The 16,511-nt window shown below is 49.8% G+C and carries 12 protein-coding genes; 11 read left to right on the plus strand and 1 reads right to left on the minus strand.

All coding sequences use genetic code 11. The features are described 5' to 3' along the window. Nucleotides 1-465 precede the first annotated feature (465 nt). The gene (locus tag AC0YNT_RS11040; RefSeq protein ID WP_475804608.1) at nt 466-1,719 is read right to left on the minus strand and encodes an amidohydrolase family protein; all 1,254 of its coding nucleotides are present in this window, start codon (nt 1,717-1,719) and stop codon (nt 466-468) included. Nucleotides 1,720-1,989: 270 nt separating this feature from the next. Between AC0YNT_RS11040 and AC0YNT_RS11045 the strand changes: the two genes are divergently transcribed. From AC0YNT_RS11045 to AC0YNT_RS11095, 11 genes are all read left to right on the plus strand, one after another. Beyond that, nucleotides 1,990-3,219: an amidohydrolase family protein gene (locus AC0YNT_RS11045; protein WP_475804609.1), complete on the plus strand. Its 1,230-nt coding sequence runs from the start codon at nt 1,990-1,992 to the stop codon at nt 3,217-3,219. Further along, entirely contained in the window at nt 3,203-3,979 is a 777-nt protein-coding gene (locus AC0YNT_RS11050) for an ABC transporter ATP-binding protein (protein WP_475804610.1), read from the plus strand. The genes AC0YNT_RS11045 and AC0YNT_RS11050 overlap by 17 nt, the downstream gene beginning before the upstream one ends. Nucleotides 3,980-4,003: 24 nt before the next feature. Next, nucleotides 4,004-4,882 carry an ABC transporter permease gene (locus AC0YNT_RS11055; protein WP_475804611.1) on the plus strand — a complete coding sequence of 293 codons (879 nt, stop codon included), beginning with the start codon at nt 4,004-4,006 and terminating at the stop codon, nt 4,880-4,882. A 37-nt stretch (nt 4,883-4,919) separates the two neighbouring features. Next, on the plus strand, nt 4,920-5,915 hold the full coding sequence (locus AC0YNT_RS11060) for an ABC transporter substrate-binding protein (protein WP_475804612.1): 996 nt from the start codon (nt 4,920-4,922) through the stop codon (nt 5,913-5,915). A gap of 274 nt (nt 5,916-6,189) precedes the next feature. After that, nucleotides 6,190-7,752, plus strand: coding sequence for a PucR family transcriptional regulator (locus tag AC0YNT_RS11065; protein WP_475804613.1), 1,563 nt, complete (start codon nt 6,190-6,192; stop codon nt 7,750-7,752). Between the two features lie 82 nt (nt 7,753-7,834). Next, nucleotides 7,835-8,515 carry a response regulator transcription factor gene (locus tag AC0YNT_RS11070; protein ID WP_475804614.1) on the plus strand — a complete coding sequence of 227 codons (681 nt, stop codon included), beginning with the start codon at nt 7,835-7,837 and terminating at the stop codon, nt 8,513-8,515. Next, entirely contained in the window at nt 8,512-9,828 is a 1,317-nt protein-coding gene (locus tag AC0YNT_RS11075) for a sensor histidine kinase (protein WP_475804615.1), read from the plus strand. The genes AC0YNT_RS11070 and AC0YNT_RS11075 overlap by 4 nt, the downstream gene beginning before the upstream one ends. A 649-nt stretch (nt 9,829-10,477) precedes the next feature. Continuing rightward, nucleotides 10,478-11,986, plus strand: coding sequence for an extracellular solute-binding protein (locus AC0YNT_RS11080; protein WP_475804616.1), 1,509 nt, complete (start codon nt 10,478-10,480; stop codon nt 11,984-11,986). Continuing rightward, nucleotides 11,986-12,684 carry an ABC transporter ATP-binding protein gene (locus AC0YNT_RS11085; protein WP_475804617.1) on the plus strand — a complete coding sequence of 233 codons (699 nt, stop codon included), beginning with the start codon at nt 11,986-11,988 and terminating at the stop codon, nt 12,682-12,684. Before AC0YNT_RS11080 ends, AC0YNT_RS11085 begins: the two co-directional genes overlap by 1 nt. Continuing rightward, nucleotides 12,641-13,717: an efflux RND transporter periplasmic adaptor subunit gene (locus tag AC0YNT_RS11090; protein WP_475804618.1), complete on the plus strand. Its 1,077-nt coding sequence runs from the start codon at nt 12,641-12,643 to the stop codon at nt 13,715-13,717. Before AC0YNT_RS11085 ends, AC0YNT_RS11090 begins: the two co-directional genes overlap by 44 nt. Then, entirely contained in the window at nt 13,717-16,503 is a 2,787-nt protein-coding gene (locus tag AC0YNT_RS11095; RefSeq protein WP_475804619.1) for an ABC transporter permease, read from the plus strand. The genes AC0YNT_RS11090 and AC0YNT_RS11095 overlap by 1 nt, the downstream gene beginning before the upstream one ends. Nucleotides 16,504-16,511 lie beyond the last annotated feature (8 nt).

The raw sequence follows: 16,511 nt of genomic DNA on the forward strand, positions 1-16,511 counted from the left end.
GTTGAAATGAGCATGGACGTGTGAGATAAGGTCCCCAAGAGACCTTAAGTTTGAGAAAGTAGCAGCTAGTTAGGTGATTAAGGTCCCTTAGGGATCTTAAAGCGGGCGGAGTGGCAGATTTGGTCGATGAAATGAGCGTAGACGTGTGGGATAAGGTCCCCAAGGGACCTTAAGTTCGAGAAAAGAGCAGCTAGTTAGGCGATTAAGGCCCCTAAGGGACCTTAAAGTAGGCGGAGTGGCAGATTTGGTCGATGAAATGAGCGTAGACGTGTGGGATAAGGTCCCCAAGGGACCTTAAGTTCGAGAAAAGAGTAGCTAGTCAGGTGATTAAGGTCCCTATGGGACCTTAATGAGGCGGAGCGGCAGATTGTGGCGACGTAATGGACGATAATGTGGTGTGGGTGATACCGGTATTGACTATCCATTACGTTTCCGGGTGCTGGTTAGAACTCAGCATGGAGAGGGTCAACTGCTAATGGCCTCTAAACTTAGCCAGTTTTGCTGTATGACCTCCGTCTGCGAGACGAGGCGCCCTTGCTTGTAGACACGTTCTCTTTCGGGACGTTCATACAGAAGAGACCTCGCATCCTTCGCACTGCACACGGCTAGATCCGCATCTGCTCCAAGCTGAATACCGTAACCGGAAAGGCCGAGGGCCTCTGCTGCACCAGTTGTTGCCATATGAATGAGCTGACGGGCATCCCTTGCGCTGCCGAGATGAGAGGTCTGGGCAAGCAGCAGGCCAACATCCAGAGGATCTGTTGTTCCAAATGGTGTAAAGGCATTTTGTACATTGTTGCTTCCATAAATAACGTTAACGCCTTGTTCAAGCAGGATAGAGATAGGAGTTAGACCACGATAATCGCCTTTCCGATTCTCTCGTCCGTTCAAATATAGATCGGTCAGCGGCAGGCTAATAACATGAATGCCAGCTTCCGCCATATCTGCGGCGATCAGCTGAGCTTCTTCACGTCCCACTGCGCCAAGCGAGGTCAGATGTCCAACGCTCACCTTGCCTTGCATCCCATATTTCCGAGTTGCTTGTATAACGTCTTTAATAGCAAGCTGCTCGGGATTATCTGAAAAGTCGACATGCAGATCAACCGGCAGGCCATACTGCTGCGCCAAACGGAATACATGCTCCAGATGTTCATTTAAGTCTGTATCCATGTAGGTAATACCGCCAATCACATCCGCACCTAGCTCTACAGCCTGCTTCATAAGCATAGGCATCCTCTTGTCGTGAAATAAGCCGTCCTGTGGGAAGGCGACCACCTGAATATCAAGAACCCCTTTTAACTGCTGCCTTAAGGCGACCATTGCTTCCATGGAAGTTAATCCAATTACGGGATCAATCTCGGCATGGCATCGCATATGAGTAATCCCTTTACTTACCGCCTGCTCAATAATCCTCATAGCTCTTTCATATATATCCTCCGCCGTAAACGATTGTTTCAAATAAGAGGTGACTTCAATCGCTTGGTGAAGCTCGGTCACATCCTCGGCCATCCGATCCAGCAGCAGAGCTTTATCCAGATGAATATGCGGTTCGACAAACCCTGGCAGCAGCAGTTTTCCATCCAGCCTGCAGACCTCCTTGCTCTCGGGGGCAGCGCTGGAATGATTGGCGATATACGTGATCTTACCATCCTTAACGCCAATATCTCTTAACAAGCTTGAATGCAGGTCACCTGATTTCGTAAATAAAATATCGAGCATAGCAATCATCCTCTGTGTGAGTTTTTATTACATATAAATAGTTCTTGAATTCCATTATGCATAGGGACATTAGAGCTGAATAGGTTGATTCCGGCAGTTTTTAGCTATGCACAAATGGAAGTGCTTCCTTTATGTTATGTCATAAAACTTAACATGAATAATTGACGAATGATTGATATGCCCCCATAATTCGAATGAGACAAAGGATGGAAGCAAAATACCTAACACGTTAACAAGAGACGGATAACCTTGTAATAGGGGGATACATAAATGGCTAAACGACAACTCATTAAACAAGTAAACATGAACGGCCGTATATGTACGCTGGCCATTGAAGAAGGCCGCATTAAGGAAGTGGGAGCCCCAGATCTTGTTCCGGAGCCTGGAGATTCCGTCTGGAACGCACAGGGGCTGCTCTTGCTGCCGGCTTTCCGTGACGCTCATGTTCATCTCGATAAAGCATTCCCGTCTGACCGCTGGATAGCAAGACCGCAAGTCTCATCCCTCTTTGAGCAGTTCAAGCTGGAGAAGGAGCTGCTTGCCTGCTGCAAAGACAGGCGCAAGGAACTGGCGGTGAAGACGCTGGAGGTCATGCTGGCATCAGGCACCGTAGAGGCAAGGGTGCATGTAGATATTGATCCGGACATCGGATTATCTCATTTGGAGCTGATGCTTCAATTAAAAGAAGAATATGCTTCGCGAATTGCCATTGAGCTTGTGGCCTTTCCACAGCAAGGCCTGCTCCGCTCGCAATCAACATCTTATATCCGTGAAGCGCTCCGCATGGGTGCTGATCTGGTTGGCGGAGTAGATCCGGCTGGTGTTGACCGCCATATTGAACTCTCGCTTGAAACGATGTTCGAGCTTGCAGCGGAATTTGATAAGCGAGTGGATCTTCACTTGCATGACCCGGGTCATTTGGCGGTGTATACCATTGAGAAAATGCTGGATTATACCGTTGAAGCGGGAATGCAGGGCAAGGTAACCGTCAGTCATGCTTATGGTCTTGGTGAGGTAGACAGCGGGCTTGTTACGGAGCTTGGAAGCCGGATGGCCGGTGAAGACATGGACCTCGTGACGAGTGTCCCGTTCGATACGGCGATGCCGCCGGTGCCGCTGCTTGCTGCAAGCGGCGTGAAGATATCGCTTGCGACGGATCATACCGGCCTCGATGCATGGACACCGTACGGCCATCCAGATATATTAAAGCGCGGCAGACTCTTGGCAGAGAAGTACATCTGGAATGATGATCTGCGTATGGCCTCCGTGTTTCAATGGATGTCGCGAGGCTCGCTAGATCTTCAAACCGGAGATCCGGCTGATTTTGTCCTCGTCCAGGCACTAAATGTGCCACATGCTTTAGCAGCTCTGCCAAAAAGGCAGCTGGTCTGCAAAGCAGGGGTGCCGGTAGCAGGAAGCTTGTGGCAGGGTAACAGCAGTGCTTCCGCATGGAGGAACATTCCCGAGAGGAGCGAGTGGGCTAATGAATATGACCATTAAAGAGCAAGATGCTGTTCGAGGTGTGGAAGCTATTCGGATCCATGAAGTATCGAAGCAGTATGAGACCGGTACGTTAGCACTCGATAACATTGATTTATCTATAGAAGAAGGAGAGTTCGTTACCTTGGTTGGCCCATCCGGCTGTGGCAAATCCACGCTTTTGCGCATTATGGCCGGGCTGGATCAGGCTACCTCTGGACAGGTACACATTCAAATCGATGAAGGTCAGGGTAAGGATCAGGCCAGCTTTGTTTTTCAGGAAGCGAACCTCATGCCATGGCGTACGGTAATGGCCAACGTTGCACTTCCTTTGGAGATCAGCGGCGTAACTCAAGCGGAGCGTAAAGCGCGTGCTTTGGCTGCACTGGAGAAGGTTGGACTGACTGCCTACGCAGACAGTTACCCTCGTCAGTTGTCCGGCGGGATGAAGATGCGGGTATCCATCGCCCGGGCCCTTGTATCGGAACCAAAGCTGTTGTTCATGGACGAACCATTTGGCGCTCTTGATGAAATGACCCGTCACCGGCTTCATGAGGAGCTGCTGAACATCTGGATGGGTTCTAAGTTGACGATTGTTTTTGTTACACACAGCGTGTTCGAGGCCGTGTACTTATCCGGAAGAGTGGTGGCAATGGAAGCACGCCTCGGAAGAATTAAAGAAATTATCCCCATTGAAGAGTCTTATCCACGCACGAATGCTTTCATGACCTCTCCTCAATTTGGAGAGAAGGTTCGAGCGATTACCAATACGTTAACTTAACAGCCTGGAAAGAGGTGGATAGCGATGATGCAAGCAAACGGACAAGTCACACAAGCCGCCAGGACGGTGCGGGCAAAGGAAGGGACCTTAGTCAAAGCCGGTTTTTTGAATAAACACCGGCAGCTCATTTATAAGACGATAACGCCAATTGCTTTTATTGTTATTTTGCTTGCTGTATGGCAGTTCGGGGTTCGAATCTTTGATACGCCAAAATACCTGCTGCCGGCGCCAACCGATATATGGAAAGCTACTCGCAAGGAATTTCTTGATCTGATGCAGGCTGCAGGAAATACGTTTGTCGCTGCTCTGCTTGGTTTTCTGCTTAGTGTAGTAATTGGCACAGCCGTTGCTCTGCTGATGATGGTATCCAAATGGATCCGATGGGGCATTCAGCCCTATGCGGTTGTTCTTCAGACCATTCCGGTCGTGGCCATCGCTCCGTTAGTGGTTATCTGGCTTGGTCCGGGGATGAATTCCATTGTGTTTATCTCTCTCATCGTTGCGATCTTCCCGATTATCTCAAATACGAATCTGGGACTATCCTCGACTGACCGCAATCTGATTCAGCTCATGCAGATGTACAAATCCAGTACTTGGACTACAGTTTGGAAGCTCCGCTTCCCGTATGCACTGCCTTATATGCTTGGCGGTATGAAGATTTCAAGCGGTATGGCTGTCATTGGCGCTATTATTGGTGAATTCGTAGCAGGTATCGGCGGAGGAAAAGGGGGACTTGGCATGGCTATCACATCGGCAGCTGTGCAGATGCAAACCTCGTTCCTGTTTGCCTGTACGATCGCAGCATCCCTGCTTGGTATGGCCTTTTATTTGACCGTCGCATCCATTTCCCATTATACCTTGCGTCACTGGCATGAATCCGCGATTCGTTCAGACAGTAATTAATAGCATCAATGAAATGATGATATAGGGGGACAAGAAGATGAAGAAGTCGTCGCTTGTAATGAAAACCGGGATTATCGCTGCTCTTGCTGTTACCTTAACCGCTTGCTCAACCAACAACGCCAGCACCACTTTTTCACCAGATAAACCGGCAAAGGTCATTCAGCAAATGAGCTGGTTTGCACAGCCTGAAATGGGCGGGCATTTCGCAGCCATCTCCGGAGACATCTACAAGAACGCCGGTCTGGATGTCACGATTCAGCAAGGCGGTCCCCAAATCTCGAACGTACAGCTTGTTGCATCCGGCAAAGTCGACTTCGCCATGTCCCAAGCGGATGAGGTCATTTTGGCTAGACAGGAAGGTATACCGATTGTAGCGATCTACGCGGATCTGCAGACCAACCCTCAGAATCTGATTTTCCATAAAGGTTCCGGCATTAATAGCATTGAGGATCTAAACGGCCATAATGTCTATGTCGCAACGGGCTTCCCATATTGGCAGTATCTTGCCTACAAATACAAGCTGAACGATGTGAAGATCCAGGCTTATAACGGCTCCTTGGCCGGATTTGTAGCAGACGACAATGCCGTACAGCAAGGCTATGCTACAAACGAGCCGTTTGTTTTGAAGTCTCAAAATATCGATGTCGATTGGTTCCTGAATGCCGATCTCGGCTACAATCCTTACGGGAATGTGGTCATTACAACGGAGAAAATGGTTAAAGAAAAGCCGGAGCTGATCAAGGCCTATCTGAAAGCAACAACGGAAGGCTGGGATTATTACTACGAGCACGGGGATGAAGTGAACAAGGTCATCAACAGCTATAACAAAGATTACGCTCTTGATCATCTTGCTTATGCGCAAGGTGTGGCGAAGGACTTTGTATTCGGCGGGGATGCTGCTTCTCACGGTACGGGCTACATGTCCGAGGAACGCTGGTCAACACTGCTTGGTCAGATGAAGGAAGCGGGACTTGTCACGCAGGATCTGAAAGTAGATCAATTTTATACAAATGAGTTTTTGTCAGTCAAATAATAAGCAGGGTCTTGGGTTCCTCCAAATGGGGGAGCCCTTTAGCCGTATTTCTTTAAGCTAATGCTTTCGAAGCAAGAATTGCTTCGCAATTCTTTAAGTTAACGCTTTCGAAGCAAGAATTGCTTCGCAATTCTTTAAGCTGATGCTTACGAAGCAAGAATTGCTTCGCAATTCTTTAAGTTAACGCTTTCGAAGCAAGAATTGCTTCGCAATTCTTTAAGTTAACGCTTTCGAAGCAAGAATTGCTTCGCAATTCTTTTTAGGAGGGAAATCTATGTTACTCACCGTAGAAGATGCCATGCGTGTATTTCCGCTATCTGAAGGCAGGCTGATTGCTGGCAAAGCAGGAGGCACCCGCCCTCTTAAGGCCGTTAATATCATTGATGCTCCTGATTTTGTCCAATGGGCAAGAGAAGGGGATATGTTTTTTACAACTGCTTATGTGTTCAAGGACTCGGTAGATGAAGCTATTGCTACGATTCGCAGTCTACATCAGCGGCAATCCGCGGGCCTCGGAATCAAGCTTGGGCGGTTCTGGTCGGAAATGCCTGCCGCATTAATTGAAGAAGCAGACACGCTTGGCTTCCCATTGATTGAACTGCCGTATCCATTCGCCTTCTCGGATCAGATTAATGGCCTGCTGCAGGATGAAATCAATCGTAATACGCTTTGGCTGAAGAGAGTTGTTGAGAAACAAAAGAGGCTCATGAATGTCGCTCTTTATCAAAGTATGACCGATAATCCTTTCCAACGGATCTCTATGGTTATGGAGTATCCCATGGCCATTGTAGGAGGCAGAGGGCATATTTTATTCAATGACACAGCCTGCTCAGAAGGAGAGTTGATGAGTGAGTGGCCGTGGAAATCAGAGCCAAGACGGTTGACAAGAAACGATCGCCAGCTGTACCGGCTGCCATTTATACAGGGGGATGAAACGATAGGTTTTGCAATCTTTATACTGCCTGCTGATTATATGCCTAAGTCAGAGGAGGGCTTGTTCCATCAAGCTTCTGAGATGCTTGCTTATTATTTGTCCAAAATGATGGAGAATGGGTCGGATACGTTCTGGCATCAGGAGCTTAGTACCATGATTAATCATTACTTAGAGGCGGGGACTTCGCTTGATACGGTGCTGCATCAGGCTGAGAAAGCTGGTATTCATGTGCTGGAGAGCAGATTCGTATGTGTATTATGTGCGGCAGAGGAGAATGAGGACTACCTCTCAAAGCCTTCGCGTTTAAAGGCTGTCCGGCAGGAACTGGAGTTTAATCCGGCCATCCGGGATAAGAAAGGGTATCATGTTCTGACGGACGCTGGTTTATTATCCATCTATCCGGTCTCCGGTTCGGGTACCGTTCAGGCTGTGGCTTCAGCGCTTGAGGCGATCTGTCCAAAGGATGGGCATATCCGTTTTGCATTCAGTACGCCCAAGGAGTCTGCCGTACATTTTGCCGAAGCTTACAAAGAAAGCAAGGAAACGATCAAGCTAAGCCGGAAGCTGTTATCGCAAGAGCAGATTATCCATTTTGACACGATTCAAATGGCTCACTTATTCCAATATGTCCCGGCAGACAGCATGCGGCATTACTGCAGACAAGTACTAGGGCCGTTATTGGATTCAAATACCGTTCAGTCGCAGGATATGCTGCTAACGCTGGATGCCTATGTAACTAATGACGGCTTGCTTGGTGATACGGCTAGACAGCTGTATGTGCACCGGAATACGGTAAGCTACCGACTGGAGAAGCTGAGTGAGCTGCTTGGTCTGGATTTCAAAAAGCCTAATGATTTCATGAAGCTGCGTCTGGCCGTGTTATTCCTGCGAATGATGGATTAGGCAAGGTGATTCTAACCCTTTCTTAAGGTTCGTCCTGTACAATGGGGCGAGCTATCACGTTAGAAGAAGGGGCAGGGTTACCTTGCGGATATTAATTGTAGAAGATGAAAGATCACTTCGGGATGCCGTTACGACGGTCCTTAAGGAAGAAGCTTATCAGGTGGATGAAGCTGACAATGGCCTGGAAGGGCTGTATCTGGCAGAGCAGCGCATTCACGACCTTATTATATTGGATATTATGCTGCCGGGGATGGATGGGGTGGCCGTGCTTGGGGAGCTCCGGAAGAAAGGCGTGGCTGTGCCGATACTGTTACTGACCGCAAAGGATGGCGTGGAGGATCGAGTGCTGGGCCTAGATGCTGGTGCTGATGATTATATGGTAAAACCCTTTGCGATGCGGGAGCTCTTGGCGCGGCTGCGTGTACTAATGCGTCGCCAGCTTCGTGGTGCAAAGGATGGGGAGCTAAACTACGGAAGTCTCTCCGTCAGATGCCACTTTATGGAGGGGTATGCGAACGGTGAGCCGTTAAAGCTGACGGCCAAGGAGTTTGAGCTGATGGAGTTTCTGCTTCTGAACCGCGAGCAGATCTTAACGAAAGAGCAGCTGCTAGACCGCGTATGGGGAATAGATTCGGATGCCAGCCCCGGAGTGGTAGATGTGTACGTCCATTATTTGCGGAAAAAGCTTACGCCATCTGGCTGTGACCAATACATTCATACGATCCGCGGGGTCGGCTATATGCTGAAGGAGAGGGCGCAATGATCAAACGTACCCGCATCCAGCTGACCATTCGTAACGCCGCTGTCTTATCCATCATTCTTGTGTCACTGAATGCATTTGTCTTTTTTGTCATGAAGGATATGATGTTCTCGCAGATTGACCGTTCGTTGACGGGAGTTAGCAACCAACTGACAGTGACTAGTGTCAGCAACCTCAGCGCAAAGCTTACCATACCCGCATTGCCTTCTCTGGCCAATAAACAGACGGTCATTTTTCAGGTTGGTCAGATGAACCGCCCGGTATTCCAGTTGTTCTGGACAGAGGACAACAAGCCGATCCAGCTGCCGGCAGGAGGCATGTTTAGTGAGAACGATCTGGAGCGGCTTCAGCCGGACAACTTCGGAAAACATCCCGAAACGATAAAGATAGCAGATCAATATTATCGTGTCTTTAATGGCACTAATGAATCCGATACTCCCCTTCTTTACAGCAAGATTGGCGATTTGGTACAGGTAGGCATCAAGCAGCAGCTGCTGACGAATATTTCGGCGGAAGTCAGCATGCTTAATCGTCTTGAGATGATTCTGCTGGTAGGCGGACTCATTGGGCTGCTTGTCGCTGTTGCTGCCGGCTATTATCTGGCGAATCGCGCCTTGAAACCCATCCGGAACTCGATGGAAAAGCAGCAGCAGTTTGTATCGGATGCCTCGCATGAGCTCCGTACACCACTTGCCGTCATTCAAGCACATGCCGAGCTGCTGCTCCGGCATCCAGATCATACGATTGAGCAGGACAGCAAGCATATTTCGATGGTTCTGCAGGAGACGAGGCGGCTCGGCAAGCTGGTCAGCGGGCTGCTGACGCTGGCGCGGTCGGATTCGAATCAGCTGGAGCTCGATAAGAGGCCGATCTACTTGGAGCGAATTGTTCAGGATGGCATCAATAAGATGAATATGCTGGCAGAGGTAAAAGACATCATTTTGCGTGGTGAAGTAGAGTCTTCGATCCATATTCAAGCTGATGAAGAACGGCTGCATCAGCTCATTATGGTGTTATTAGATAATGCCATTAAATATACGCAGGAGGGTGGAGTGATCCGGGTCTCCTGTCATAGGCTCGCACATACCGTCTATCTGGAGGTGGAGGATACGGGCGTTGGTATTCCGTCAAAGGATTTGCCGCATATTTTTGACCGCTTCTACCGTGGGGACAAAGCGCGTACCCGGCAGGAAGGCGGAACGGGTCTAGGTCTTGCTATTGCAAAATGGATTGTGGAGCGCCATGGCGGAAAAATCCGCATTGAAAGCAAGCCGGCTGTTGGTACGCGCGTGCTTGTTACTTTGCCTGTGGTGTAAGAGCGTCTTAGTGACTGCTGCGTTGGATATCATCCAACCTAGGGTCAGCTCGATCGATGGCGGCAGCGAGCTATGTTGGATTCCATACAGTAACTTTCTCGAGAACGAGTTATCTGTCGCCTATTGAGCTTATTCTGCTGGATGATATCCAATGTAGCTTCAGTTACTTAGCTCAGATGCTCCATTCTGCTGTATGGAATCCAACGTAGGCGGAGGTGCTGCTTCAAATCATTCATTACTCGGCAGGTGCGGCTCCACGTTGGATTTCATCCAACGTAAGTCAGCTCGATCGATGGCGGTAGCGAGCTATGTTGGATTCCATACAGTAACTTTCACCGAAACGAGCTATCTGTCGCCTATTGAGCTCATTCTGTTGGATAATATCCAATGTAGCTTGAGTTACTCGGTCTGGATGCGCCATTATGCTGTATGGAATCCAACGTAGGCGGAGGGTGCTGCTTCAAACCATTCAATACTTGGCAGGTGCTGATTAAATACTATTTATAGGATTAGACCGTCTACCTAAGACGGTCTTTTTTTATATCCCTTTAAGTGTTATTTAAGCATGCTTTCAGCTTCTCTAACGCTTTTCTAAGAAAGGCTGATCATACTTACCGTTGAACCTATTAAAAGACGAAGGGTGATCGGTATGAATAGAAAGGCAAGCGGAATCACATCAAGCCTGCTGGCGCTGACAGTAACATTAACGGGATGTACCTCCTCGGGCGGAGGCAAGGATGAAGCAGCGTTTGGCAATCTGGACAGAGATGATAAGGGCACGCTGAAGGTTGGATATTTCGATGAGCAGGCTTTCTACCAGCAATACGGCAATGCTTTTCAAGCGATGTTCCCCAATGTGGAACTGGAGGTTGTACCAACCGAAGAGGCGATGTCCGCAGACGATCCCGTGGCAGCTATGGAGGATCTGATCGCAGAGCAGCAGCCAGATGCGGTGCTGCTTACCGAAGAGCAGTATGCAGATCTTGCGGCAAGCGGGCAGCTGTATGATCTCGATGCGGCGGTCAAACAGGATAACTTTGACCTCGATGCCTTCTTGCCTTCTGTTGTTGACTTGCTAAAAGCACGAGGTGGCGGCAAGCTATACGGTCTTAGCCCAAGCTTTTCTAATCAGGCACTTTACTACAACAAGGACTTGTTTGATAAATACGGCGTTCCATATCCAACAGATGGCATGAGCTGGGATGACGTGCTTAAGCTGGCTGCACGGTTCCCGGTTAAGAAAGGCAGCGCTAATGCATCCATGAAAGACGCAATGACTAATGATGCGTTATACGGGCTGGGGCTTCCAATACAAACGAAAGATTCATTCGAGCTGATCCGCGAGATTGGCGAGGCGAAAGGATTGCTATACGCAGACAGCGATGCGAAGACAGTATCTTTTGACACACAGGAATGGAAAGCGATTGTCCAAGCTGTTGTTGACGGCTATGAATCGGGAAGCGTTTCAACACCTGCTGTGGCTGGCGGAGGCGGCGGAAGTGGCATGCAAGGCAGCCTGATGATTAAAGGTTCGGGCGGCAGGACAAGCTTTTCCTTTGGTCCGGACTCGATGCGTTTTATGACGGGACAGGCTGCAATGACAATTGATGGACCAATGCTGATGAATATGATGGGAATCAGCGTTAGCGGCGGAATGGCGACGAAAGCACAAGCAGGCGGCGGTGGTGGAGCGATAAAAGCACCTGGCCAAGACGTCAATTGGGATCTCGTTATGATTCCGACAGACCCGTCACAGCCAGAGGTGACCGGTAGTATGAGTCTCGATAACGTATTTGCTATTAATGCATCATCTGAGAATGTATCTGCCGCTTGGGAGTTTCTGAAGTACGCGAACGGCGAGCAACTTGCGAAGACAAGCACTAAGGCATCCCCGGCATTGTCTGCAAGAACAGATTACAAGAATGAAGCTGACGGGAAGAACATTGATGCCTTCTATTCGGAGAAAATCAACGAGCAAGCCTTGCTGCAGGAAAGCACGCTGCCTGAGGGCTTTGCGGATTCGTTCGAGACGATGGCAGCCGCTCAGATTGATAAAGCGGCACAAGGCACACAATCCGTCGACGAAGCGATCAAAGCGATCCAGTCGCAGGGCCAGGATTTGCTGACGAAGGCACTGGCGGATGAGGCAGTGGAATAATGAGTGTTCAAATCCAATCAGCGACCCCGCTGCTTGAGGTGCGTGATGTACGCAAAAGTTTTATTAGTGGAGGCAGCCGTCTCGAAGTGCTGAAAGGGATTGGACTAACTATTGAATCCGGTCAGCTCACCATGCTGCGAGGGCGCTCAGGCTCAGGCAAGACAACTTTGCTTAATCTGCTTGGAGGACTGGATCAGCCCTCCGAGGGGCAGGTGTATTTTCGAGGCAGGTCGCTGCATGACCAGAGCGATAAGCAGCTTACGATGCTGCGGCGCAGGCAAATTGGCTTTATTTTTCAATCGTTTGCGCTGCTGCCGCTCTTCTCTGCCTGGGAAAATGTTGAGCTGTCGCTGCGAATGACTGGGATGCGCCGCTCGGAATGGAAGGAAAGAACAGCCAGATGCCTTGAGCTGGTTGGTCTTACGAAGCGTGCTCATCATCGTCCATTCGAGCTCTCTGGCGGTGAGCAGCAGCGGGTTGCGATTGCAAAGGCGATTGCCCATAAGCCTGCTTTGCTCCTTGCTGATGAGCCAACAGCAGAGCTGGACTCGCAAATGGCGGCCAAGATCATTGCGGTATTTCGAGACATTATTGAAGCGGAAGGGATCGCCATTTGTATGACGACTCACGATTCTATGTTATGGGAGGCTGCGGATGTTGTCTATCAAATGGCGGATGGCCGGCTTGAACCGGAATAAGGATAGGATGCGGCTGACAGCCTGGATGCTGATGGTCATAGCGGGTATTTTGCTGCTTGGAGGCTGTACGCTTTTGCCCCAGGAAGAAGAGCAGGAAGCACTGCCGCAGATTCGGGTACCGAAGATTTCGCAAAAACCGGAATATCCCGTGCAGAAAAAAACGCTGGAGCTTAAGGCAACCGGCTCAGGCAAGCTGCTGTCGGAGCAGGAGGAGAATCTGTTCTTCGAAACGGATAATCGGCGTATTACGGATGTTTATGTGCAGGCGGGGGATAAAGTTAAGCAAGGCCAATTGCTGGCGGAGCTTGATCCGGGAGATTTAGACAGTCAGATTAGGCGGAAAGAAATTGAGATCGAGAAGACCGAGCTGGATCTAAAGGATGCGATGCGCAGCGATGCAGCCAGTACCGATGACGTCATATTGCGGAAGCAGCAGCTTGATTATGAGCTTATGAAGGATGAACTAGCGGAGCTTAAGGAGGAGTTAAACAGCTTGAAGCTTGTTGCTCCTTACTCCGGCACGATCGTAAGCTTTACAGCTGAGAAGGGTGATCTGGCAAGAGCCTATGAAGCAATCGGCCGAATTGCGGATATGAGCTCACTTGTTGTGGCGGTTCAGTTCAATACAAATGATATGGACGGCATTGCGCCAGGCATGGAGACGATTGTTGATATTAATGCAGCCGGCAGTCAAACGGGTAAGGTAAGACGGCTTCCCGTGAGCGACGGACAATCCGGCAATGACAGCAATGAAGACTCACTTGATGCTTATACGCTTATTGATCTGCCTAAGCTGCCAGATGGTTTAGGCCGGGACACTCCGTTGTCTGCTTCTGTTATTGTACAGCGCAAAAAGGATGTGCTGACGATTCCACTTGCAGCACTGCGGACACAAAATGACAGGCATTACGTGCTTGTGGCAGATGCAAACGGCAGCAAGGGCGAGGTAGATGTCGAGATTGGCATTCAAACATCAACAGATGTAGAGATCATCAAAGGGCTGGAGGAAGGCCAGAAGGTTGTGGGCAAATAATGCGCATTCTCCAGTTTCTATTTCTGAAAATGTGGCAAAATCGCTGGTTTACGCTAAGCACGCTGCTGGGGCTTACCGTTGCTGCAGCGTTTGCAATGAGTATACCGATGTATGCAGATGGGACTTTGAAGCGGGTAGTTGCTAAATCACTTGAGGAAGAGACACAGGGCCTTCCGGCAGCCTCCCTCTATATGAAATACCAAGCGGATGGCGGCGATGATGCCGACTTGTCTGGCCTTGCAGAAGTGGATCGTTGGATTCGGGAGATTTTGCCGGATCGGATCGGCTTTCCGGTAGAGGCGTTCTCCAGCCGAATCAGTCTCCCAGCCTCGACGATCCGCAGTACTGAGCAAGGTAATGGTACACATAGCCGGCTGGTCCGGATGGAGCTTGCAACGCAAAGTGGTATTCCGAGCGAGGTGGATCTTGTTCAAGGGAAGCTTCCGAGAGACGGTGTCCAGAATGGCTTGCTTGAAGTGCTTGTCCTTAGCGATACGCTGGAACGTTATGACTGGAAGATTGGAGACACGTTTTATTACGACGCGAAGAATGAGGATGGCAAGACGAAACGGATGAAGGCTCGGATCTCCGGCTCTTATAAACTAAAGAACGACACCGATTTGAACTGGGCTATTGATGGCAAAGACAAGCTGGCGGATACGTTATGGGTTAGTGAAAAGACGATGACGGACACTTTGCTCCATAACAATCAGCTAATGCCTGGGGATGGCGGCTGGTATTATGCGTTTGACCTGCAAAATATCCGGATTCGTGATTTGGCACCTCTTATCTCTGAGCTTCAGAGGCTGGATATCTCCCTGCATGGCCTGTTAGAAAATACGAAGGTCAATCTAACCTTTATCGATATGCTGCATGAATTCCAAAGACAAAGCATACTTTTGCTCGCGATGTTGTTTGCGCTGGCAGCACCTGTGCTGGCAATGGTTCTTTATTTCATTACTTTAAATGCGCAGCAGGCATTGGAGAGACAGAAGAGTGATATTGCGGTGCTGCACAGCCGTGGATCAAGCCCAAGACAGATTATTACACTCTACGCGATCGAGTCGGCCATACTTGGGTTAATAGCACTGCTGCTTGGGGTAGGGCTTGCTTGGTTTATGGCGAAGGTCATTGGCTCATCCAGCGGCTTTCTATCTTTCGTTGGCCGCAAGTCGATTCCGGTTGGGGTCAGCGGAACCGCCCTGCTCTTTGGCGGCGCCGCGACTTTACTAGCCAATATTGCCTCAACAGCTCCAATCCGCAAATACGCGGAGGCTTCAATTGTCCAGCATGCGCAGCAGCGGGCGAGAGCGGCTGAACGCCCTTTATGGCAGCGGCTATATGTGGACGTTGCCTTGACTATTTTGTCTGCCGCAGGCTGGTATATTCTTCAGTCAGGGAGTTTGCCGCCTGCTGGTGGAGGAGGGGATACCACTCTTCAGACGGTTATCTTTGTTGTTCCGGCTCTGATGATCTTTGCGGTTGGGCTGCTTTGCTTAAGATTGTTTCCGCTGCTCTTGCGGTATTGGAATGCGCTTATGAAGAGCCGCATGCCGGTCACGATCTATATTACGCTGACGCAGCTGTCCCGTTCGGCAGCGACCTTTTACCCGCTTATGATTTTGCTCATTCTGACGATTGGGCTTGGCGTATACAACTCGTCTGCTGCGCGGACGATGGATCTGAATGCTTCTGATAGTACGCAGTATGAATACGGCAGTGATGTGGTGCTGGAGATGGCCTGGGAGGGTGCTCAGGACGAGAATGATGAGAATAAAATCTATTATTCCGAGCCTTCATTCGAGGCGTTTCGCAATCTAGAAGGGGTAGCAGCTGCAACCCGCGTATGGAAGGCCACCGGTAAGGTTGAGGTAAGCGGCAAGGCGGCAGGCAACGGACAAGTGGTCGGCATCGATAACTTGGATTTTTCGAAAACGGCGTGGTTCCGGGATGATTTGTTCAAGGTACATCCTTTTTATTATTTAGATGCGCTTGGAACGGCTGAGCAGGCTGTACTTGTATCCGAAGCCTTTGCGGCAAAACATGGTCTGAAGGAAGGTGATCCTGTCAGTATCCGGCTTGGCTACGACAACGTAACGGTTGATTTTGTCGTGGTTGGTATATTGTCGTATTGGCCGAGTTTGTATGAGGATGAATCGCCTTTCTTTATCGCGAACTTGGACTATGTGTATCAGCAGATGGAGAAAACACCTTATGAAGTATGGCTGAACATGGAGGACGGGGCAAAGCTGGCTCCGGTACTGGATACGCTGGCAGAACGGGGGATCGAAGTGAGTGCGGTTCACGACGCGCGTGGGGAACTGATCGATCGTCGCAATCATCCGGCGCAAGGCGGATTGTTCGGCATTCTTAGCCTTGGCTTTATTATCTCCTTGCTCATTTCACTGCTTGGCTATTTAATATTCTGGTTCTTCGCGTTGTCGCGAAGGGTTGTACAGCTTGGCATTCTGCGCGCGATGGGCTTATCCCGGTTGCAGCTTACGAGTATGCTGCTGCTGGAGCAACTGTTAACAATGGGCTTATCTGTTGCCGCAGGGATTGGCCTCGGCCAACTGGCGAGCCGATTGTTCCTGCCATTCCTGCAGGACAAAAGCCTGGACGAAGCGAGGCAGGTGCCGCCGTTCCGTATCGTATTTGAAGCGGAAGACACGCTAAAGCTCTACGCCGCGATTGGCGTTATGTTAGCAGCTGGTGCATGTCTCTTGTTGTGGCAGCTTCGCAGCCTCCGAATTACGCAGGCGGTTAAGCTCGGGGAGGAACGGTAATGGAAGTG

The organism is Paenibacillus sp. J22R56, from assembly GCF_056269375.1.